The following is a 19,205-nucleotide window of genomic DNA, read 5'->3' as shown; positions in this document are numbered from 1 at the left end:
GAAGCAGGGAGAAACGGGCAGTGAGTTTTTCGATGTCAGGCAAGCCGTGTGGCTTGATCCTTCGCATCTCCTTCGCCGCTTGCTGTGCCGCGATTCCCCTGCTTGTGTGTCTCGCGAGCAGCCCCGTGTATGCGCTGAGCGAAATCAAGCGCGAAGAGCTCCCCCCGACAGTCACGCCGCCGGCCGACGACGACATGTCGCCCCCCGGAAGCGCCGTGCCAATGCCCAACCCGGTCGGAACACCGCCGCCGGCCAGCCAGCCGACTGCTCCTGCCGAAGCCGAGCCGGACAGCCCGGCGGATGGCGGCGTGACCAGACCGCGCGTCGATCCGGAAACGCCGGTGCCTGAGGTCGTCTACGATCTCGGCAAGCTGCCGGAACCGGTGCGGCGCATGCACGATCTGATCGTCGAAGCCTGCAAGGGCGGCGATATCGAAAAGCTGCGACCGTTGATCGGCACGGGCGAGAGCATGACACAGATATCGCTGACCGACATAGACGGCGACGCCATCGCCTTCCTCAAGGGCCTCTCCGGAGACCCAGACGGCCAGGAGATTCTGGCCATCCTGGAGGAGGTGCTTAATGCCGGCTACGTCCACCTCGATGCCGGCACGCCACAAGAACTCTATGTGTGGCCGTATTTCTTCGCCCTGCCGCTGGACAAGCTGGACGCCAAGCAGCGGGTCGAGCTCTTCAAGATCGTCACCGCCGGCGATTTCAATGATATGAAGCAGTTCGGCGCCTATATCTTCTACCGTGTCGGCATCACGCCTGCCGGACAGTGGTCGTTCTTCGTCGCCGGGGATTGAGCTTTCTGCCTCTGCCCTTGCAGAGATCCGGGAGCCTAGACGGGCAATGCCTCGGAAAACTCCACCGCTTTGCCTTGGCCTGGCGTGACGATTTCGCCCTCCCACATGACACGTCGGCCTCGAATGACGGTGCCGACCGGCCAACCCGTCACTTCCCTGCCATCATAAGGCGTCCAGCCGGCTTTCGAGCCGGCCTGCGCATTGGTGATCATCTCGCGCCGCATCATGTCTACGATGGTGAAGTCGGCGTCATAGCCGGCGGCGATGCGGCCTTTCCTGGCCATGCCGAAGATCCGCTGCGGGCCATGACTGGACAGGTCGACAAAGCGCTGCAAGGTCAGCCGGCCGGCATTGACGTGGTCGAGCATGATCGGCACCAGCGTCTGCACGCCGGTCATTCCCGACGGTGAGGCCGGATACGGCTTGGCCTTCTCGGCCAGCGTGTGCGGCGCATGGTCGGAGCCGAGCACGTCGACGACGCCTTGGGCAATGCCGTGCCAGACGCCGTCGCGATGGCGGGCGGCGCGCACCGGCGGGTTCATCTGGATCAGCGTGCCAAGGCGTGCGTAGTCGTCGGCGCTTAGCGTCAAATGATGCGGCGTTGCCTCGCAGGTCGCGACATCCTTGTGTTGTTCGAGAAACACAATCTCCTCGGCCGTCGAGATGTGCAGGACATGAATGCGGGCGCGAACGCTGCGCGCGATGCGTACAAGCCGTTCGGTACAGCGTAAGGCGGCGATCTCGTCGCGCCAGACAGGGTGCGATGCCGGGTCGCCCTCGATGCGCTCGCCAAGACGCTCGCGCAGCCGGAATTCGTCTTCCGAATGAAAGGCGGCGCGCCGGCGCGTGTTTCTCAGGATCGACGCCACGCCCTCGTCATCCTCGACCAGCAGGTCGCCAGTGGACGAGCCCATGAAAACCTTGATCCCGGCAGCGCCCGGCAGCCGCTCAAGCTCGCCGACATCCCCGGCGTTTTCGCGGGTACCGCCGACCCAGAAGGCGAAATCGCAATGCATGCGATCCGTGCCGCGCCGGACCTTGTCGGCAAGCGCTGCCTCGCTGGTGGTCAAAGGATTGGTGTTGGGCATCTCGAACACGGCGGTGACGCCGCCAAGCACGGCCGCGCGCGACCCCGTTTCCAAATCTTCCTTGTGCTCCAGTCCCGGCTCGCGAAAGTGCACCTGGCTGTCGATGACACCCGGCAGGATATGCAGGCCGCGGCAGTCGATCGTCTCGCCGGCCGAGGCCTGGCGGAGACCGCCGATGGCAGCGATGCGCCCGTCCTTCACGCCGATGTCGCGAGCCCCTTCGCCGTCATGGTTGACCACTGTGCCGCCTGTCAGGATGAGGTCGTAGATCATGGCCATGCTCTCTTGCGGGGGGAGTGCCAGCGGCTTACGTAAAGGCCGACCATTTTGCAAGATCAGGTTGCTTTTCCGCCCATGCCCTTTGCCCAGCTCAAAGACCGCGCCCTCATTTCCGTATCAGGTCCGGATGCCGAGCATTTTTTGCAAAACATCGTGACCACCGATCTCGACATTCTGGCTCCCGGCGAAGCCAAGCCCGGTGCGCTGCTGACGCCGCAAGGCAAGATCCTGTTCGATTTCCTGATCTCGCGCACCGGCGAGAATGCATTCCGGCTCGAATGCCGTGCCGACATAGCGGACGATTTCATACGCCGGCTGACGCTCTACAAACTGCGCGCCAAGGTCGAGATTGCAAAATCCGATCAGGCATTTGTCACCGTCGCATGGGGACATGAATCAACACCCTCACAATCTGATTCAACGGCAGCCGCCGACACACGCTTTCCGAAGGGTGCCGTCACGCGTTCCTATGGCGAAACAGATGAGCGCAGCGATCTTGCCGCGTGGCAAGCCTTCCGCATTGCCGGCGGCATTGCCGAAAGCGGCAGCGACTACCAACTCGGAGACGCCTTCCCCCACGACGTGCTGCTGGACGAAACCGGTGGCGTCGGCTTCAAGAAGGGCTGCTATGTCGGCCAGGAGGTCGTCTCGCGCATGCAGCATCGCGGCACCGCCAGGCGGCGCGTGCTGATTGTGTCAGCCGACCGGCCCCTGCCCGCGCCCGGCTCTGAGCTGACCGTCGAAGGCAGGCCGGTTGGCACGCTTGGCTCGACTGCCGGCACGGCTGGTCTGGCGATTGTCCGTATCGACCGGATCAAGGCGGCGCTCGACGCCGATCTGCCGATCATGGCGGCGGACGTTCCAGTTACGCTGGCCATTCCCGGTTGGGCAAAATTCACCTTCCCGCAGGAAGCCGCCAGCGCGGAGGGGGTCTGATGGCGGCCGACCGCGTCGGCGCACCGGCACGCGCCTGGCAGCGCATGCTGTCGGGCCGCCGGCTCGACCTGCTCGACCCCTCGCCGCTCGACATCGAGATTTCAGACATTGCGCACGGGCTCGCCCGCGTTGCCCGCTGGAACGGCCAGACCAGCGGCGAGCATGCCTTTTCGGTTGCCCAGCACTCGCTGCTGGTCGAAGCGCTGTTCCGCGACCTGGTACCCGAGGCTTCGGCCGACGCCCGGCTGGCGGCTCTTCTGCACGACGCCCCCGAATATGTCATCGGCGACATGATCTCACCGTTCAAATCGGTAATGGGCGGCAGCTACAAGGATTGTGAGTTGCGGCTGCAGCGCGCCATCCATCTGCGCTTCTCGCTGCCGGAACCGGGTGCTGCGCTGCGCAAGGAGATCAAGCGCGCCGACCAGATCGCCGCCTATTTCGAGGCAACGCTGCTCGCCGGCTTTTCGACCGCCGAGGCGACCGAGTTCTTCGGCCGGCCGCGCGGCTTCAATGCCGACCGCTTCGATTTCACGCCACGCTCGGTGACCTGGGCGCAAAATGCGTTCCTGAAGCGGTTTTCCGCGATCGAGACGTCGCGGCACCAGGTTTCGGCGACCGCAATCGGCTAAAAACGCTAAATTAACCGGCGGCGGCCATAATAGCGCGTTCGATCACGGTCCGCAGGCGCGCTCATGCCCGTCGCTGATGCCAAGGATGGTCCGACCATCCCGAAACGGGAGGCCGAAGGCATGGACCACTCCCGCCACATGGAAGACGAACTGCGCGAGCAGAACCAACGCTTTTCGGCTGCGGTCGAGAACATGTCGCACGGCCTGTGCATGTTCGACGCCGACGAGCGGATGATCATCTGCAACGGCAACTACCTGAACATCTTTTGCCTCGAAGCCAGCGTGATAAGGCCCGGCATCCGGTTCCTCGACATTCTGCGCCACAGCGCCGATATCGGCATCGCCTCGCAAACCGCCGACGAACTCTACGCCATCCGCAAGCCCTATATCGATCAGGCAAAGCCGTCGACCTACGAAGAAACACTGTCGGACGGCCGCATCGTCAGCATCTCGCACCGCCCTCTGGCTCTGGGCGGCTGGGTCTCGATCTATGAAGACATCACCGAGCAGCGCCGCGCGCAAGAGGATCTCAAGGAGCAGCACCGCCGCTTCGACGCAGCGCTCGCCAACATGTCGCAAGGCCTGCTGATGTATGACGCCGACGGCAAGATGATCGTGCGCAACGGGCGTTTTCTAGAACTCTACAACGTCACCGCGGCGGACTTCCCGCTTGGAACAACGCACCGCGACGCGCTCGAACGATTGCTGGAGCTCGGCATCTATACGAAGATCGATGTCGACAGCGAAGTCGCCAAGACCGAGGCCTGCCTGGTGGCGAGAAAAATGCACTCGGCCTATCGGCATCTTACCGACGGCAGGACGGTTCTGGTCACCCGCCAGCCGATGAGCGGCGGCGGTTGGGTGGCGACCTTCGACGATGTTACGGAGCGCCGCCGTACCGAAGAGCGCATGACCCATCTTGCGCATCACGATATGCTGACCGGCCTGCCCAACCGCTCGATGTTCCGCGAACGGCTCGACCTTGCGCTGGAGGACACGGCGGCCACGCCGCTGGCGATCTTCTCGCTCGATCTCGATCGCTTCAAGGCGGTCAACGACACCTGGGGACATCCGGCCGGCGACTGGCTTCTGAAGAGCGTGGCCGAGCGACTACAGCGCTGCCTGCATAATGAAAACGACGTCGTCGCCCGCTTCGGCGGCGATGAATTCGTCATCATCCAGTTCAATTTCAAGGGCATTGCCAGTGCTGAAAAACTCGCGAAGCGCATCGTCGAGACAATCGGAAAACCGTTCCGCGACAAGAGCCGCGAGATGCATATCGGAATCAGCCTGGGTATCGCGGTTTTCCCCGACGACGGCCGAGATGCCGACACGCTGCTGAGGAACGCCGATACAGCGCTTTACCGGGCGAAGAGCGAAGGGCGCAATCTGTATCGGTTCTTCGAACCCGGAATGGACGCAATGGTACAGGCACGGCGTGCGCTGGAGGTCGACCTTGAGACCGCGCTGCCGCGCCAGGAGTTCGACCTCGATTTCCAGCCCATCATGAACATCGCATCCGGGGAGATCGTCGGCGCGGAAGCCTTGATGCGCTGGCATTCGCCGACACGCGGCACGGTGGCGCCGGACAGCTTCATTCCGGTCGCCGAAGACACCGGATTGATCGTGCCGCTTGGCGAATGGGCGCTGAGGAAAGCCTGCACGGCGGCGGCCGACTGGCCCGCCGGCCTGCGCGTCGCGGTCAATGTCTCGGCCGTGCAACTTAAAAGCGGCAGCTTCGCCCGCAGCGTCATCTCGGCGCTGGCTTTCTCCGGCGTGCCAGCCGGTCGGTTGGAGCTTGAAATCACCGAAACCGTGCTGATGGACGAAAGCGAGGCGGTGCTAAGGACGCTGCGGCAGTTGCGCGAACTCGGCATCCGTATCGCGCTGGACGATTTCGGCATCGGCTATTCTTCGCTCGGCTATCTCAGGCGTTTTCCCGTCGACAAGATCAAGATCGATCGTTCGTTCATCCACGACCTGGGCAATCGTGACGCCGCGGCGATCGTTCGCACCGTCATCGGGCTGGGCGCCGAGCTTGGCATCACTGTCACCGCCGAGGGGGTCGAGACCGAGGCGCAACTCGACATCCTGCGCGGCAATGGCTGTACAGAGGCGCAGGGCTATCTGATCGGCGTGCCGTCAACGGCCGCCGAGATCCAGCGTCTGTTGAAATCCCGAGCGCTCCACAGCCAGACCGGCTGAGGCCGGCCATCGTCAACGCAGCGTGTCGATGTATTTGCCGTGGAAGCTGACATAGCCGGGCTCGACCACCTTGAGATGCCGCTCGATCAGCGCATGAAACCGCGGCAGTTGATGAAACGGCACGCCTGGATAGGCATGATGCTCGGCATGGAACGGCATGTTCCACGCCAGCCTGCGGACCAGCCAGTTGGTCAGCGTGGTCCTGGTGTTCTCCAGCATGTTGGCGACGAACGGACAACGGCCGTGCTCGGCTAAGAGATAGAGGCGCAGAAACGGCTGCCCCAACAGAGCGGGCAAGATCCAGACATAGAGAAGCACCGAGAGCCGGAAATAGACGGCCAGCAGAAGGACCACGGCGTAAAAGGCAATCATGGCGCGTGCCTCGATGCGCACCTTGTCATAGCCCTTTGGCGGAACGTAGCTTTCCCGGCCGCGGTCCATCGCATTGGCATAAAGCGTCTTGAGGTGGCCCCACCACAAAGGGATGCCGGATATGTGGACGAGATATTGCCGCCATGTCTCCGGTTTGGGGAAGGCCAGTTCCGGGTCGTTCTGCGGGTCCTGCGTGTATCGATGGTGGGCGAAATGGAAATAGCGAAACCAGTCCGCCGGCAGCGCGATCGCCAGGCTGCACACCCGCGCCACGGCATCGTTCAGCCATTGCGACTCAAAGGCCGTGCGATGGACCGTTTCGTGCAGCAGCGTGAACAGGAAGACGATGAGGATACCTTGCGGCAGCATCAGCAGTGGCCAGAACGGCACCTTGACGGCGATCAGCGATCCGACGACCATGATCGCGCCCCAATGAGCAGCAAGCTGAACGAGGCCCGCAACATCAGACTTGGCGGTCAGCCGATTGCGCTCCTCCTGCGTCAGCGATGAAATTACGTCACGATGATCCACGTGCTTCGATCCAGACTGGAGTTTGATGAACCCACTGTAGCCAATGAACAACCTTTCCAAAAACGACGATTTCTGCAATCTAGATAAGCTGAACTTATCTATTCGGTGATTATGGCCGTACCTCCTTCTCTCAAAGGGCTTCAAGCTTTCGAGGCTGCGGCCCGTATAGGCAGCTTTGCCGCGGCGGCGGAAGAGCTTTCGGTGTCGGCCGCTGCCGTCAGTCAGCTCATCCGCACGGTCGAGGAGCAGATGGGCCGCAAGCTGTTCCACCGCGTCAACCGGCGCGTCGTCCTCACCGAGGCAGGCGTCGAGATGCTGCCCAGGCTGACCATGGCCTTCCAGGAGATCGGCAGCGTCGCGCGCCAGCTGGGCGGCGATACGTTCCGCCCACGCCTTGTGGTGTCGGTGTCGCCATCCATGGCCATGGGTTGGCTTTCGCAGCGTCTCGCTGGTTTTGCCTCAAGCCATGGCGTCGTCGACATATCGCTCAGAGGCGACGACGACCCGGTGCCGTTCGACCGTGAACTGATCGACATCAGGCTCTCCTATGGGCCGCATTATCGCGAGCACCCGACCGAGGACATCGTCCAGGACGCAGTCTATCCCGTGTGTGCCCCCGGGCTGGCGGACACAATCAAACCCGAGGGCCTGGCCAGCCTGCCGCTTATCCACACGGGCTGGGGACCGACTGGTGCGTCCTTTCCGTCCTGGCACAACTGGTTCGAGGCGGCCGGCATCGAGCCCGGCCGGGCAGCGCAGCGCGGCCTCTCGGCCAACTCATCGCGCGCGGCACTCGACCTTGCCATTTCGGGATTGGGCGTGGCGCTGGCGCAAGGGATCTACTGTGCCGCGGCGCTGGCAGACGGCCGACTTGTCAGGCCCCTCGCCCAGGCACTGGAGCTGCGCCAGCCCTATTGCCTGACGATCCCGGAGCGCAGCGCCAGGCGCGATGTCGTGGCGGCGTTTCGCCTGTGGCTGATCGACGAGTGTCGGCGCGCAGTCGGCTCGCCGGCACTGCGTTGACGTAGTGTGCGGCGATGATCAGAGGTGCCCGCTCAATGCCTCAGCCATGTCCTTGTTTGTCGCCACGGGAACGATCTCGAATTCCACCAGATCCGCCCATTCGATGACCCAGCGCTGCAGCAGCGTGACGTCATTGGCTTCCACCAGCAGGAAGCAACGGCTCATGTCCGCCGCGATCCAGCTGTGGTGCACGAGAAGCTCGTCCGGCTTCAGGCGGCCCCGGTCGCGAAAGCGACGGTAGATCTCCTTGCGATCGCAGCCGGTGAAATCCTCGATGACGATGAACTGCATGTTCTACCCCCGATCAAATTACCGCCCCGGCCGGTCCAGCCGCTCCAGGAACCACTGCGTCAGCCGCACCCAGACCTCGTCCTTCTCGCCGGAATCCTCCCAGCCATGGTCGAGGTTGGGATTGTCGTTGACCTCTATGACGAAGACGCCGTCCTTGGTCTCCTTGAGATCGACTCCATAGAGCCCGTCACCGATGCAGCGCGCCGCCTTCACTGCCGTCTCGACGACATGCGCCGGCGTTTCCTTTAGCGTGAAGGTCTTGATGCCGCCCTGGTCGGGCTTGCCGTTGGCCTTGTGGTTGACGATCTGCCAGTGCTTCTTGGCCATCAGATAGTGCACGGCAAACAATGGCTGGCCGCCGAGCACGCCGACGCGCCAGTCATACTCGGTCGGAATGAATTTCTGCGCGATCAGAAGGTCGGAATCCTCCAGCCATTCGGTGGCCAGCGTCTTCAGTTCCTCGAAATTGGCGCATTTCTTGACGCCGCGCGAGAACGACGAATCCGGGATCTTCAGCACCAGCGGAAAGCCCAGGGTCTGCGCCGCCAGTTCGAGATCCGAGGTGCCGGCGATCATCACCGTCGGCGGCACCGGCACCTTGTTGTAGGCCATCAGCTCGTTGAGATAGACCTTGTTGGTGCAGCGGATCATCGACAGCGGATCGTCGATCACCGGCATTCCTTCCTGCTGGGCGCGGCGGGCGAAACGATAGGTGTGGTTGGAGATCGAGGTGGTCTCGCGGATGAACAGCGCGTCGTAATTGGCGAGCTTGGCGAGGTCCCGTTTGGTGATCGGCTCGATTTCGACGCCCATCTTCTCGGCGATCTTGGCCCAATAGCGCAGCGACGATATCTCCGAGGGCGGCAATTCCTCATGCGGGTCGACCAGCGTGGCGAAGGTGTAGCGCGCCGGCGTGCGGCCCTTGGTGTCGCGCCATTCGCGGTTGGTGTAGGTCTCCAGGCACTGGATGAAGCTTTTTTCCTCGTCCTCGGTCATCCGCGCCAGCGGATGGAAACCGATCTTGCGGATCGAGGCCCATTCGGCGCTGTCCTTGATGTGGACTTCGAGCGCCGGCGCGCGGAACCAGTCGAACAGAAGTTTGGCGAAGCGGTCCCAGATTTTCGACGGGCCGATGCCGAAGAAGATGCAGACCTTTTGCGGAAAAACGTCGCCGAGGTCCTTGCGGCATTTGTTGAGCGCCAGCTCCAGTTCCGGCAGCGCGTGTTCATAGAGCTTGCGCTCCGAAAGGTCGATCATCGTTTCGACCGTCGGGATCACCTTGTGGCCGCGCGAGCTTGCCAGCAGCGACGCATAGTAGCCGCGGCTCTGGTAGGCGTAATTGTTCGACAGGTTGATGACCTTCGGCCGCTGGCCGCGAAACAGTGACGGATGCGCGAGATAGTCGCGATTGGTGATGATCTTGTGCGGTGTCGCCACCTGGTCGAGATCGCTCTGCCTGCCGGTAAGGATGACCCAGGTCATTATCTGTCACGCTTTCCCAGAGTGATGGCGGCACGCAGTCCATCGCGACCGAACTGCGCCATGTTCATGAAGATGCCGTAAGGCACGGGAATGTTGGCTGCATCAAGAATGGTCTCCTGCCTTTCATCCTCGACCCAAGGGTCGTGGATCAGGATATGGTCGCCGTCATCGCCGATCGCCAGCACCCAGTGCGGCACCTTCTTGCCGAACATCAGGAAGCCGCTGATCAGCACCAGCACCAGCTTTCCCCCAGCGATCGCAGCGCGGATATCGTCGATTGTGAATGCACGGTAATTCACCGGGATACCGTAAAGTTCCGCGCGTCGGCGAAAGTCGACCTGGGCCAGTTCCATCACCCTGCGCTTGTCCTCACTGCGCACCGATTGCAGGAACAGCGCGCCATAGAAGGAAACGTAGATCTCCACCGCGAGCCCGCTTTCGTAGCCCGAGACAGCAAGGCCGAACGGTTCGCAACCACCGGGACCCGACATCATGAAGACGGTCGTCGCTTCACGCCACAGGCGGATTTCCATGACCGGATCCGGCACGAAGCCGCGATCGAAATTGGCCATCGCCATCATCAGGCAGCACGGGCCGCAGGTGAATTCGCAGGTCTGCGGGTAGAACGGAACCTTGGTGGCGATCGGAATGCCGCCACGCAAGGTCTTTTCGTAGCGAAGTGCCGTTTCGCCATCCTCATAGTAGCCGGGCTCACGGCCGATCTTGTGATAACCGGCCCGTTCGTAGATGCGGATCGCGCGGCTGTTGTCCTCGCGAACTTCGAGGCGCAGCATCATGCGGTCGTGCTCGAAGGCGGCATCTTCGGCGGATCCGAGCAGCATGCGGCCGACACCCAGTCCGCCGAAAAACGGACTGGTCGCAATCGAGTAGAGGCGCGCCACGCCGCTGCCCTTGCGAAACAGCACGATCGCATAGCCGGCCACGCGGCCGTCGACTTCGGCGACCAGCGTCTCGGCGGTTTCACGCTCGATGAACAGGCGGAAGGAGCGGCGGGAAATACGGTCGCTTGAGAAAACAGCTTTCTCAATGGCGGCGAGATCATCGACGTCAGACGCGCGGGCCGTGCGGATCTCGGCAGGCATGCGGCTTCAGAAAACCTCGATTGGTGGTGGAAATGGCCCTACTCGAACACGTCCTTGACGCCAACCAGGGCGTTGGGAAAACCGGCGTCCACCTGGGCGCACGAAGTCCGCTCCACCACCTTGAATCTTCGCCTCGGGTTTCCAAAAACCGTTTCCGATTTTCGGGGCGATGCGACGGCATTCATCAAGCGCTATCGCACCTCGATTAGGGCCGAATTGTGACAAATCCGACGCCGGCCCGACGGGCGCAAAAGGTCCTTCGGCCGGATCAGCATTCGCGCATCGACGGCACCGGCAAAAGCGATGCCGTTCAGCTTGCCAGCCCGTTTACAAGTTGCGTGTAGGCGCTCCTCGCGACCTCGGCCAACCGCTCGCGCGGCAAGGAGCCGACCACGGCACAGCCATAGCCCTTGTCCAGCCAGTAGACGGCCTCGGGTCCGTCTTGCGCGGCGGCGTAGGTGCCCTTGGCATTCTCGGTCGATTCCGTGGTGACGAACAGCGAGATACGCTGCCCATTGCCGTCCTCGTAAAGCAGCATGGCGGCCTTGCTCTCGCCTGCCGGCAACAGCCGGCCGCCGACCAGCTGGAATCCGTCGGCGGTCAGGTCCGGCGCCACCAGCTTCAGCCCTATCCGGTTGGACAGCCAGGTCTGCAGATGGTCCTTGTCGCTGGCCGGCACCTCGACGGCATGCCGCTTTTCGGCGGCATAGATGACATGGGCCGCGATTGCCTGCTCGGCCAGCCGATCTTCCGCCGGGTCCTCCTGGCCGATGCCATCGATGCCGGCAAAGTAGCCACCAAGTCCGCCAGTGACCAGAAGCACGGCGGCAGCAGCGGCAAGCCACCAGCGTGAGCGTGGCACAGATGCCTTGACCGGCGTCTCGCCAAGCACGACCTTGCGCAACCGCGCAGGCACGGCTTCGTCCAGCACGTCGGCGAAGGCGGCACGCAGCGCCGCTCGGTCGGCGGTGAAACGGGCGCTCTTGGCCTTCATCTCGGGATTGGCGTCGAGCCAGGCATCGTAGGCCGAGCGCTCATCGCCGGGCAGCTCGCCATCGAGCGCCATGTGGATGTCACGTTCGGAAAAGTCGCGGCGGATCATTTCTCGACGATCCTTATCGCCCGGCGGCGCGCCGTGTCGTCCAGCAACCCGCGCAATTCCTCACGCCCGCGCGCAATGCGCGACATCAGCGTGCCCGCAGGCACGCCCAGAATGTTGGCGGCTTCGGCGTAGGAAAAACCTTCGATGGCAACCATGACAAGGGCTGCGCGACGGTCGGGGCTGATCGCCTGCAATGCGTCGATGATCTCGCGCGAGGCAATGCTCTCCATCTGCTCGGCCGGCTGGGCAACGGCCTCGCCCGCCTCCAGCGGCAACATCGCCGCCTCGCCGCGACGGTTCACCTTGCGCATCTGGTCGATGAACAAATGATGCATGATCGTAAACAGCCACCTCCGGGGGCTTTCTCCTGTCTGCCAATTGTCGAGCCGCACGAGCGCCCGCTCGAGGCAATCCTGGACGAGATCGTCGGCAGCGTCGCGGTCGCGCAAAAGCGAGCGTGCGTAGCGGCGCAGGCGCGGTATTTCGCCAAGGATTGCTGCCTTCTTTTCGTCCATGACCGCTGGTTTTCGAGGTCGCCCTTGTTGATCCGATTGAACGCGCCTTCCGGGCGCGGCGCAAGCGGCCAGCGCGAAGCGGTCCGCCGCTCCGGTCACCCAAGCAATGAGATAACGCTGGCTGGTGCCGATTTATTCCCGACCGGAAGGCAGCGGCAAATCGATTGCTTAGATACGTAAAATATGCACAATAGGTGAAATACGTATGAGGACCACCCGATGAAGCAGTTCACCTTTTCAGACATGAACCGGGCGTCCGGCGAAATTCTCGAAACGGCAATGATCGAGCCTGTCGCTCTCACGAAACGTGGCAAGGAGAAGCTGATCATCCTGTCAGCCACCCAATACCGGCAGCTCGTCAGTTCGCCTCATGCCGTAGCCTACACGCTTGAGGACGCGCCGGACGAGATCCACGATGAACTCATGTCCGGATTGGAGGCCATCACAACCGGCGACAAGCCGGATGCTTAAGCCCGGCGATTTGCTTCGATACTACTATCTATGGGCGCGGCAGGCTGATGTCGGCGAGGAGTCCGGCCGCAAGGCGCGGCCCGTCTGCATTGTGGTTAGAACGCCCGGCAACGCCTGCCGCACTCTTCTTGTTCCCGCTCACTTCGCAAAAGCCCGACCAGTCCCACACGCATGTTGCCGTGAGCGAAATCGAGTGCCGCAGAGGTGGGCTCGATTTTCCGTCGTGGCTGATTCTAGACGAGTACAACCGCGTACAAGTCGACGAAGCTTATGATCTGGTCACGACGAAGCCAATAGGCCCCTTCAGCCCGGCGTTTGTCCGCAAGATCGCGGGCCTCATCAAAGAGGCAGTCGTACAACGCCGCGTGCGTGGCACCATCCGAAAATAGCGAATAGGCGGTCCATGAACCGGTAAGAACTGTTCACGGAAGCAAGCGTGTCATCCCTCCTTCGCCGCCCGCGTCAGCAGCCGCTGATAAAACAGTCCGATGCCGATCAGCACCGCGCCGAGGCCGATGAAGGACAGCGCCCTGAGCACTCCCTCCAACTCCGACATGTCGAAGATGAAGACTTTCAGCACGGCGATCGCGATCAGCGCGGCCGAGGCAATTCGCAGCACCTGCGACTTCAGCCAGACGCCGGCGGTGAGCAGCGCCACACCGATGACCAGCCAAAGCGCCGAGTAGGTGTAGGTTTCCAGCTGGCCGAGGCCGCTCCACAAGCCGATGAACTCGCCCTTGAACAGACGCCTCACCGAGAGCGTGGCATAGGCGAAGGCAAGTGCGGCAGCCACCACAGCCAGCATCTGCGCATACCATTTCGGCCGCTTGTCCCTGGTGTAGAGCGCCAGTCCCCCGGCGGCGATCGCCGGCAGGAGATAGGCGAGGAACAACAGGTTGAACACCGGGATGCGGCCGGTCGATTCGTCGGTGAACAATGGGTTCAGCAAGACGAAATGCCTGACAACGATGAAGGCGACCGAGGCCACACCGGCGGCCATCGAACCATAGCGCAGCACCGAGCTTGGCGAGCGCATGTCGATGGCGACCAGGATGGCGCCGGCGCCAATGGCGATCAGCGTGTAGATCGACTGTTCGGCGAGCGTCATGGCACCCGTGTCGATGACGCCGCCGTGCATGGCGTGGCGCACCAGCATGGCGAGCGTGAGCAGCGCAAACAGCGCCGCAGCCGCCTCCATGGCAAGGCGCGGCCGGCCATTCGTGGTGCGGGCGAGCTGCCAGGCGGCGAAGCCGAAGGCCAGCGCCGGCACGCCGTAGCCGGGCAACAGCCAGTTGAAGACCGGTGTCCTCGACAGGAACCCGGCGCCGACAATGGTCGGGTCGAAAGCGACGCGGCCAAGCACCGCGATCACAGCGCCGACCGAAATCCAGCCGAGCACCGGATAGGCGCGCCGGCGCGTGGCCAGCGCCGGCACGATGGCCGCCGCACCGAGCAGGATGGTGGTCCAGCCGGAATCGAAAGCCATATGCATGAGCAGGAGCCCGGCGATGGCCGCGCCGCCCAGGGCAAACGACACCGCGACACCGCCCTTGAGCGGCGGCTCCTCGGCCCGCGCGATCCACTCGCCACCGGCGGCGAAAATGACGACCAGCAGTGCCGCCGCGGCAGCGTAGACAAAGTCACGGTCGAGATTGCCGAAAGTGAACCAGAGCGCCAGCAGGACGACCAGCGGGACGATGACGCCCCACGCTGCCCATGAGGCCGCGCGGATCTGCGTGCCGGCGGCGAACCGGCGTGCGGCCCAGAAGCCGGCGCCGATGAAAACCAGGCCAAGTACGATGCCGATGCGCAAGGTCAGCGCGTTGGACGTGGCCACCGGCAGTCCGTCGACGCCCAGGGCACCGCCCGAAAAATCGGAAGCGATCGAGGTTGGCGGGATGATGCCGAGATAGATCAGCACCATGACCAGTCCCGCGGCATAGAGGAGCGGCAGCGCCAGCGGACGATAAAGCGCGACAGCCACCATTGCGGCGATCACCACCGCGCCCGGCAAGGCATCGCCGGCGGCTGCAAAGACCGGGTCGACCGACAGGCCCAGCGCCGAGAATGCGATGAACAAGCCAGGCACGATAGACGGCCAGTCGAAAACCCTGGCCGGCCCGGTTTCATCGCCACGGCGAGCGAGCCAGACAAGGGCCAGCACAGCCAGCGTGACGGCGTCGATGAACAGGATGGCGGAGAGGTTCGCCCCCGGCGCATCGGTCATATAGAGGATGGTCCAGACACCGGTGCCGAAAAAGGCGGCCGCGATCAGTAATTTCCAGTCGCGCATGCGGGCGATGACGCCGGTCGCTGCGAGCACGATCGCGAGATAGCCGAACAGCGCCCAGGGACTGAGTGCCTGCGAGGCGACCAGCACTGGCGTCACCATGGCGCCGACAAGGCCGATGCCGGCCAGCGCCTGGCCATGGACAAGGGCTGCCGCGATCGTCGCCACCCCGATGACGCCAAGCAGAATGAAAGCAAGTGCCGGGCCGATGAAGCCGTAAATGCCATGCGCGGCATAGACGGTGCCGAACAGGATGAAGGCACCGGCCGCGGTCAGGATCGCCGGGATATAGGCGCCGGCAGCGCCTTGCACCGGTACTTTGAAGCCGGTGCGCCGGATGAACTCGCCGCCGGCGACCAGCACAAGGCCGAGCACGCCGGCCATGCTCAGCCGCACGCCGGGACCGAAAATGCCGGCTTCGATGGTGTAGCGGATTAGGAACAGGCCGCCCAGCGCCAGTGCGATGCCTCCGACCCAGACCGCCCAGCGGGTGCCGAGCGCGGTTTCGACATCGGATTGGCGGGCGGCTTTCGCCGCTCCGGGAAGCTCCGCGGGATCCACCGCCTTCGGTGCCGGTTCTGGAGCGGTCCACGGCCCGGAGACGATCTCGCCGGTCGAGTCTTCCGTGTCCGTGGCTGGCGCCGGGGCGGTGACTGATGCGCTTACCTCCGGCGGAACGATATCGGTCGCAGCCGCTGCGTCCGGAGCCATGTCGGCGGGCGCGTTGTCGTCCACCTGTTCGGACGACTGGGCCGCAGGCGGCACGGCACCGGAAAGGACCAGGCTGCGCAGCGCGCCAAGCTCGCGCTCGACAAGGCCGATGCGGCTCTGCTGGCGCGAAATGATGACGAACAAAGCGATGATGGCGACAAGGCCGATCAGGCTTTCAAACATGGCGGTTCCCCCAAACCAGGCCAGTTTTCACTGACATCCGTCGTACTGACATTCAAATGCGGCGGCCAAGCGGCCAGAAAATCCAAGCTCGGAAAACTCAATGCGCCGCCAGTCAACGCGCCGCCAGATTGGCGGCCGGAAAGATCGAGCATGTTTCGGTGCCGAAAGCCAGCAGCTTGCCGCCGGCATCCTTCAACGTCGCTTCCGACACCGCCAACGTGCGGCCCTTGTGAACAACCCTGCCCTCGCACACCACCTCGCCGGTCCTCGGCGTGATGGGACGCGTCAAATTCACCTTGAACTCCGCCGTCGTATAGGCCTCGCCCTTTTCGAGCAGCGTCTGCACGGCACAGGCCAGTGCCGAATCGAGCAGCGTCGCCGCCCAGCCGCCATGTACGCTGCCCAGCGGATTGAGATGGCGCTCGCTCGGCATGCCACGAAAGACAGCGCGCCCTTCCGAGACTTCGGTGAGAGTGAAATTCAGCTGAAAGGAAATCGGCGGCGCCGGATACTTGCCGTCGACGATGCGCTGCAGCAATTCCAAACCGGTGTATTTCAGGATGTCGGCGTGCGGAATGGTGCCGAGGCCGAGCGGTGAGACCCGGCCAGGATAAAGTTCGACCTCGCTCATGTGATGATTTCTCTGGCTGCGTCCTCGCCAGCTATGGCCTTGCCGCGCGCGTGATGTTTGCGCAAGGCGGCGAGGAAGCCGGTACGAGCGTCTGGCGGCTCGAAGCCGCGCGGCTCATAGACATGGCGGTTGAAGAAGAAGCCGGTGAGCCGGAAGGCGTCCTCGACCGCTGCCGCATCGGCGCGCAGGCCGGAGCCGCGCTGCAGGAAAGCCGGCAGAGTCAGCATCTTGTCGCGCCAAGGCAAACCGGCTTCGCGCGATACCGCGCGTCCCGACTTCGGCGAGACATAGGCCAGGTCCTGTCGCGTGCCGGTGGCGGCACATTGACTGAGATCGAGGCCGAAGCCGAGTTCGTCCAGCACCAGAAGCTCGAAGCGCGCCACCAGTTCGCCGGCAATTTCGGCATCGTCGAGATGGACGATCATTACGGCAAGCGTTTCGTAAAGACCTTCGTGCGCATCGCGCTCGGGCAGCAGGCGCAGATGCGCGGCCATGGTCTGCAAGCCGTAGACGGCGACGGCGCTGTCCATCAGCCGGGCCGCGTTCATCTCGATCGCTTCGGCCTGGAACGTGCCGAGGTGCTCGTCAAGGCGCGCTCGCCACAACAGGTCGACACGGTTGCCGGGCTGGAGAACAGGCTGCTGCTTGCGCGAACGGCCGCCGCGAACAAGGCCGAGATGACGGCCATGCGCTCGCGTCAACACCTCGAGAATGGCGCTGGTTTCGCCATGCTTGCGGGTGCCGAGAATGATTCCCTCGTCGCGCCATTCCATTTCAGGAGCTTTTCACCGATCGGGTGGCGAAATCAAGGTATCGGCTTGGCCCTGGGTAACTCTCATGCCAATGGCATAAAAAACCGCCCGCAGCGATGTGCTGCGGGCGGGCTGGTGAGGTCAGTCGATCTGTTAGAAATTGCGCTGGAAGCGAACGATGCCGCCGACGCTGCTCTTCTTGTCGGCCTTGGTCCAGTTGTTGAAATCGAAGTCGTCGAATTTTCCTGCATTGAGGTAATCGACTTCGGCCGTGATCGTGTAACCGGGGACGATGGTGTAGGCAACGTTGGCCGCGACGCCGAGGTTCTTCCAGTCGTCATAGGAGACCTGGGCGTTGAACGAGGTCTTGTCGTTGAACTTGTAGGTGCCGCCGCCCCAGATCGCCCAGTTTCCGCCCCATGGCTTGTATTGGGTACGGCCTGTGCCGAAGTCGTTGATGTTGTCGTTGGTGCCGTAGCCGCCCATGACGAACAGCGTCAGTTCCTTGCTGACGTTGACGTCCAGACGGACCTTGCCGGACACTTCCTCATAGTTGCTGTCATAGGCCACGACGCCGGTGATCGCACCCCAGTCGCCCTTGTACTTCAAACCGCCGACAACATGCGGAACGTAGCTGTCGATCGTGTTGACGGCGGTGCCTTCTTCGAGCGAGACCACGCCCGTGAAGCCGCTGCCTGCGTCGAAGTAGTAGCTGATGAGGTTGGTATCCTTGACACCATACGGGATGAGCGTGTCCTGGATGACATTGCCGGCATAGCCGATGAACTGGTCGTATACCGTTTCATCCTTGCCGACCCGCAGGCCACCGAGCTGGATCCAGGCGAAATTCAGCGAAGTCTTGCTGGTTCCATCTGCCTTGTTATTGCCGGCTTGCCAGCCAGTGCTTGAGCTTCCGTCATAGTCGCCAGAGGAGTTGCCGAACTGGAACCGGGTCTCGGTGAAGGTCTTCAACGTGCCGAGCTCGGTTTCCTGGCCGGTATAAGTCCTCAGCGTGAAGCGCATGTTCTTGTAATAAGTGTCGTGCCTATCGCCGTCCATGTGATCGGCAACGTTGTTGACACCATCGAACGTGCCGGAATCGCCGACGCCCATGTCGTAGCGAAGATAGCCGCCGATGCGCAGGCAGGTCTCGGTGCCAGGGATGTAGAAGTAGCCGGCGCCATAGACGTCGCAAATCTTGACGTATTCGGCAGGTTCCGGCTCGGCAACGACGACAGCGTCCGCGGCGCGCGCGCCGCTGGCCGCGATGAGGGCCGCGGCTGAGCCGAGAAGGAGGCTCTTGATGTTCATTCTCTGACCTCTCCAGTCATAGTTATAAATGGCTTCGGATTTGTGGCTGGCGGCAATGTTTTCCCGCCTCACCCCCACAGCGAAAAAGGCTCGCATCGCTCGCCCTTTTCAGCGGCGAACATACCCATCGATCATCTGTCTTCAATGACGATTTCTCGAATAATGCCAATTCCTTGAACAGATTAATACTGTGTTGCACAAATAACACTTGCGAATCCGACGAGTGGCACAACTGGCACAATGTCATTTATTAAATATATATACCGATACTTTCGCGGCTAAATACAATTGTGACGTGCTATATTTCCAAAATGACCGTATAATGCGGAATATCTACCTGATTTACGCCGAAATCGCCTGAATCTTGCCGCCCCCTTTATCGTCAGATGCCGCCGATCCGCCAAACCCACTTTGATACCGAGGCGAAAAGCAGGATGACGCCTCCAAGCCTGTCTGCCTCTTCCAAAGCGATCGAAACCCCCTGGAGC

Annotated in this window: 18 protein-coding genes; 7 read left to right on the top strand and 11 right to left on the bottom strand. The window is 62.7% G+C overall.

Features of this window, described 5'->3' with window-relative positions; translation table 11 throughout:
* Positions 1 to 20: 20 nt before the first annotated feature.
* Positions 21 to 809: a hypothetical protein gene (locus X735_RS143205; protein ID WP_023812890.1), complete on the top strand. Its 789-nt coding sequence runs from the start codon at positions 21 to 23 to the stop codon at positions 807 to 809.
* 35 nt (positions 810 to 844) lie between these two features.
* On the opposite strand, the gene X735_RS143210 is transcribed toward X735_RS143205, so the two are convergent.
* Positions 845 to 2,176 carry a dihydroorotase gene (locus X735_RS143210; protein ID WP_023812889.1) on the bottom strand — a complete coding sequence of 444 codons (1,332 nt, stop codon included), beginning with the start codon at positions 2,174 to 2,176 and terminating at the stop codon, positions 845 to 847.
* A 75-nt stretch (positions 2,177 to 2,251) separates the two neighbouring features.
* Here X735_RS143210 and X735_RS143215 point away from each other — a divergent pair, with 75 nt between their 5' ends.
* The 3 genes from X735_RS143215 (at position 2,252) to X735_RS143225 (ending at position 5,949) form a co-directional block, all read left to right on the top strand.
* Positions 2,252 to 3,112 (top strand): folate-binding protein YgfZ, encoded by an 861-nt coding sequence (locus X735_RS143215; RefSeq protein ID WP_023812888.1) that lies wholly within the window; start codon positions 2,252 to 2,254, stop codon positions 3,110 to 3,112.
* Positions 3,112 to 3,744, top strand: a complete 633-nt coding sequence (locus X735_RS143220) for an HD family hydrolase (RefSeq protein ID WP_023812887.1) — start codon at positions 3,112 to 3,114, stop codon at positions 3,742 to 3,744. Before X735_RS143215 ends, X735_RS143220 begins: the two co-directional genes overlap by 1 nt.
* 63 nt (positions 3,745 to 3,807) lie before the next feature.
* Entirely contained in the window at positions 3,808 to 5,949 is a 2,142-nt protein-coding gene (locus tag X735_RS143225) for an EAL domain-containing protein (protein WP_023812886.1), read from the top strand.
* Between the two features lie 12 nt (positions 5,950 to 5,961).
* Here the strand turns inward: X735_RS143225 and X735_RS143230 are convergent, their stop codons facing one another.
* The gene (locus X735_RS143230) at positions 5,962 to 6,852 is read right to left on the bottom strand and encodes a fatty acid desaturase family protein (protein ID WP_023812885.1); all 891 of its coding nucleotides are present in this window, start codon (positions 6,850 to 6,852) and stop codon (positions 5,962 to 5,964) included.
* A gap of 111 nt (positions 6,853 to 6,963) precedes the next feature.
* On the opposite strand from X735_RS143230, the gene X735_RS143235 reads away from it, so the two are divergent.
* Positions 6,964 to 7,875 (top strand): LysR substrate-binding domain-containing protein, encoded by a 912-nt coding sequence (locus X735_RS143235; RefSeq protein WP_023812884.1) that lies wholly within the window; start codon positions 6,964 to 6,966, stop codon positions 7,873 to 7,875.
* An 18-nt stretch (positions 7,876 to 7,893) separates the two neighbouring features.
* Here the strand turns inward: X735_RS143235 and X735_RS143240 are convergent, their stop codons facing one another.
* The 5 genes from X735_RS143240 to X735_RS143260 form a co-directional block, all read right to left on the bottom strand.
* Positions 7,894 to 8,166 (bottom strand): DUF3303 family protein, encoded by a 273-nt coding sequence (locus tag X735_RS143240; RefSeq protein WP_023812883.1) that lies wholly within the window; start codon positions 8,164 to 8,166, stop codon positions 7,894 to 7,896.
* Positions 8,167 to 8,184: 18 nt separating this feature from the next.
* Positions 8,185 to 9,648, bottom strand: coding sequence for a RimK family protein (locus X735_RS143245; RefSeq protein ID WP_023812882.1), 1,464 nt, complete (start codon positions 9,646 to 9,648; stop codon positions 8,185 to 8,187).
* Positions 9,648 to 10,751 carry a peptidase C39 family protein gene (locus X735_RS143250; protein WP_023812881.1) on the bottom strand — a complete coding sequence of 368 codons (1,104 nt, stop codon included), beginning with the start codon at positions 10,749 to 10,751 and terminating at the stop codon, positions 9,648 to 9,650. Before X735_RS143250 ends, X735_RS143245 begins: the two co-directional genes overlap by 1 nt.
* A gap of 310 nt (positions 10,752 to 11,061) precedes the next feature.
* Positions 11,062 to 11,853: an anti-sigma factor gene (locus tag X735_RS143255; protein WP_023812880.1), complete on the bottom strand. Its 792-nt coding sequence runs from the start codon at positions 11,851 to 11,853 to the stop codon at positions 11,062 to 11,064.
* Complete coding sequence (locus X735_RS143260) at positions 11,850 to 12,368, bottom strand: RNA polymerase sigma factor (RefSeq protein WP_023812879.1); 519 nt, start codon at positions 12,366 to 12,368, stop codon at positions 11,850 to 11,852. Before X735_RS143260 ends, X735_RS143255 begins: the two co-directional genes overlap by 4 nt.
* A gap of 219 nt (positions 12,369 to 12,587) precedes the next feature.
* On the opposite strand from X735_RS143260, the gene X735_RS143265 reads away from it, so the two are divergent.
* Together X735_RS143265 and X735_RS1000000169970 are read left to right on the top strand one after the other, a co-directional pair.
* Positions 12,588 to 12,839, top strand: coding sequence for a type II toxin-antitoxin system Phd/YefM family antitoxin (locus tag X735_RS143265; RefSeq protein WP_023812878.1), 252 nt, complete (start codon positions 12,588 to 12,590; stop codon positions 12,837 to 12,839).
* 179 nt (positions 12,840 to 13,018) lie between these two features.
* Positions 13,019 to 13,228: a hypothetical protein gene (locus tag X735_RS1000000169970; protein WP_245273265.1), complete on the top strand. Its 210-nt coding sequence runs from the start codon at positions 13,019 to 13,021 to the stop codon at positions 13,226 to 13,228.
* Between the two features lie 50 nt (positions 13,229 to 13,278).
* On the opposite strand, the gene X735_RS143270 is transcribed toward X735_RS1000000169970, so the two are convergent.
* The 4 genes from X735_RS143270 to X735_RS143285 form a co-directional block, all read right to left on the bottom strand.
* Positions 13,279 to 16,023, bottom strand: a complete 2,745-nt coding sequence (locus X735_RS143270; RefSeq protein WP_023812877.1) for a DUF2339 domain-containing protein — start codon at positions 16,021 to 16,023, stop codon at positions 13,279 to 13,281.
* Positions 16,024 to 16,135: 112 nt separating this feature from the next.
* The gene (locus tag X735_RS143275) at positions 16,136 to 16,654 is read right to left on the bottom strand and encodes a PaaI family thioesterase (RefSeq protein WP_023812876.1); all 519 of its coding nucleotides are present in this window, start codon (positions 16,652 to 16,654) and stop codon (positions 16,136 to 16,138) included.
* Complete coding sequence (gene recO, locus X735_RS143280) at positions 16,651 to 17,427, bottom strand: DNA repair protein RecO (RefSeq protein ID WP_023812875.1); 777 nt, start codon at positions 17,425 to 17,427, stop codon at positions 16,651 to 16,653. Before recO ends, X735_RS143275 begins: the two co-directional genes overlap by 4 nt.
* Before the next feature lie 132 nt (positions 17,428 to 17,559).
* On the bottom strand, positions 17,560 to 18,717 hold the full coding sequence (locus X735_RS143285) for a porin (RefSeq protein WP_023812874.1): 1,158 nt from the start codon (positions 18,715 to 18,717) through the stop codon (positions 17,560 to 17,562).
* Between the last annotated feature and the right edge of the window lie 488 nt (positions 18,718 to 19,205).

The sequence above is a fragment of the Mesorhizobium sp. L2C084A000 genome, assembly GCF_000502875.1.
Classification (GTDB): domain Bacteria; phylum Pseudomonadota; class Alphaproteobacteria; order Rhizobiales; family Rhizobiaceae; genus Mesorhizobium.
This window is presented reverse-complemented; position numbering and strand designations above follow the sequence as displayed.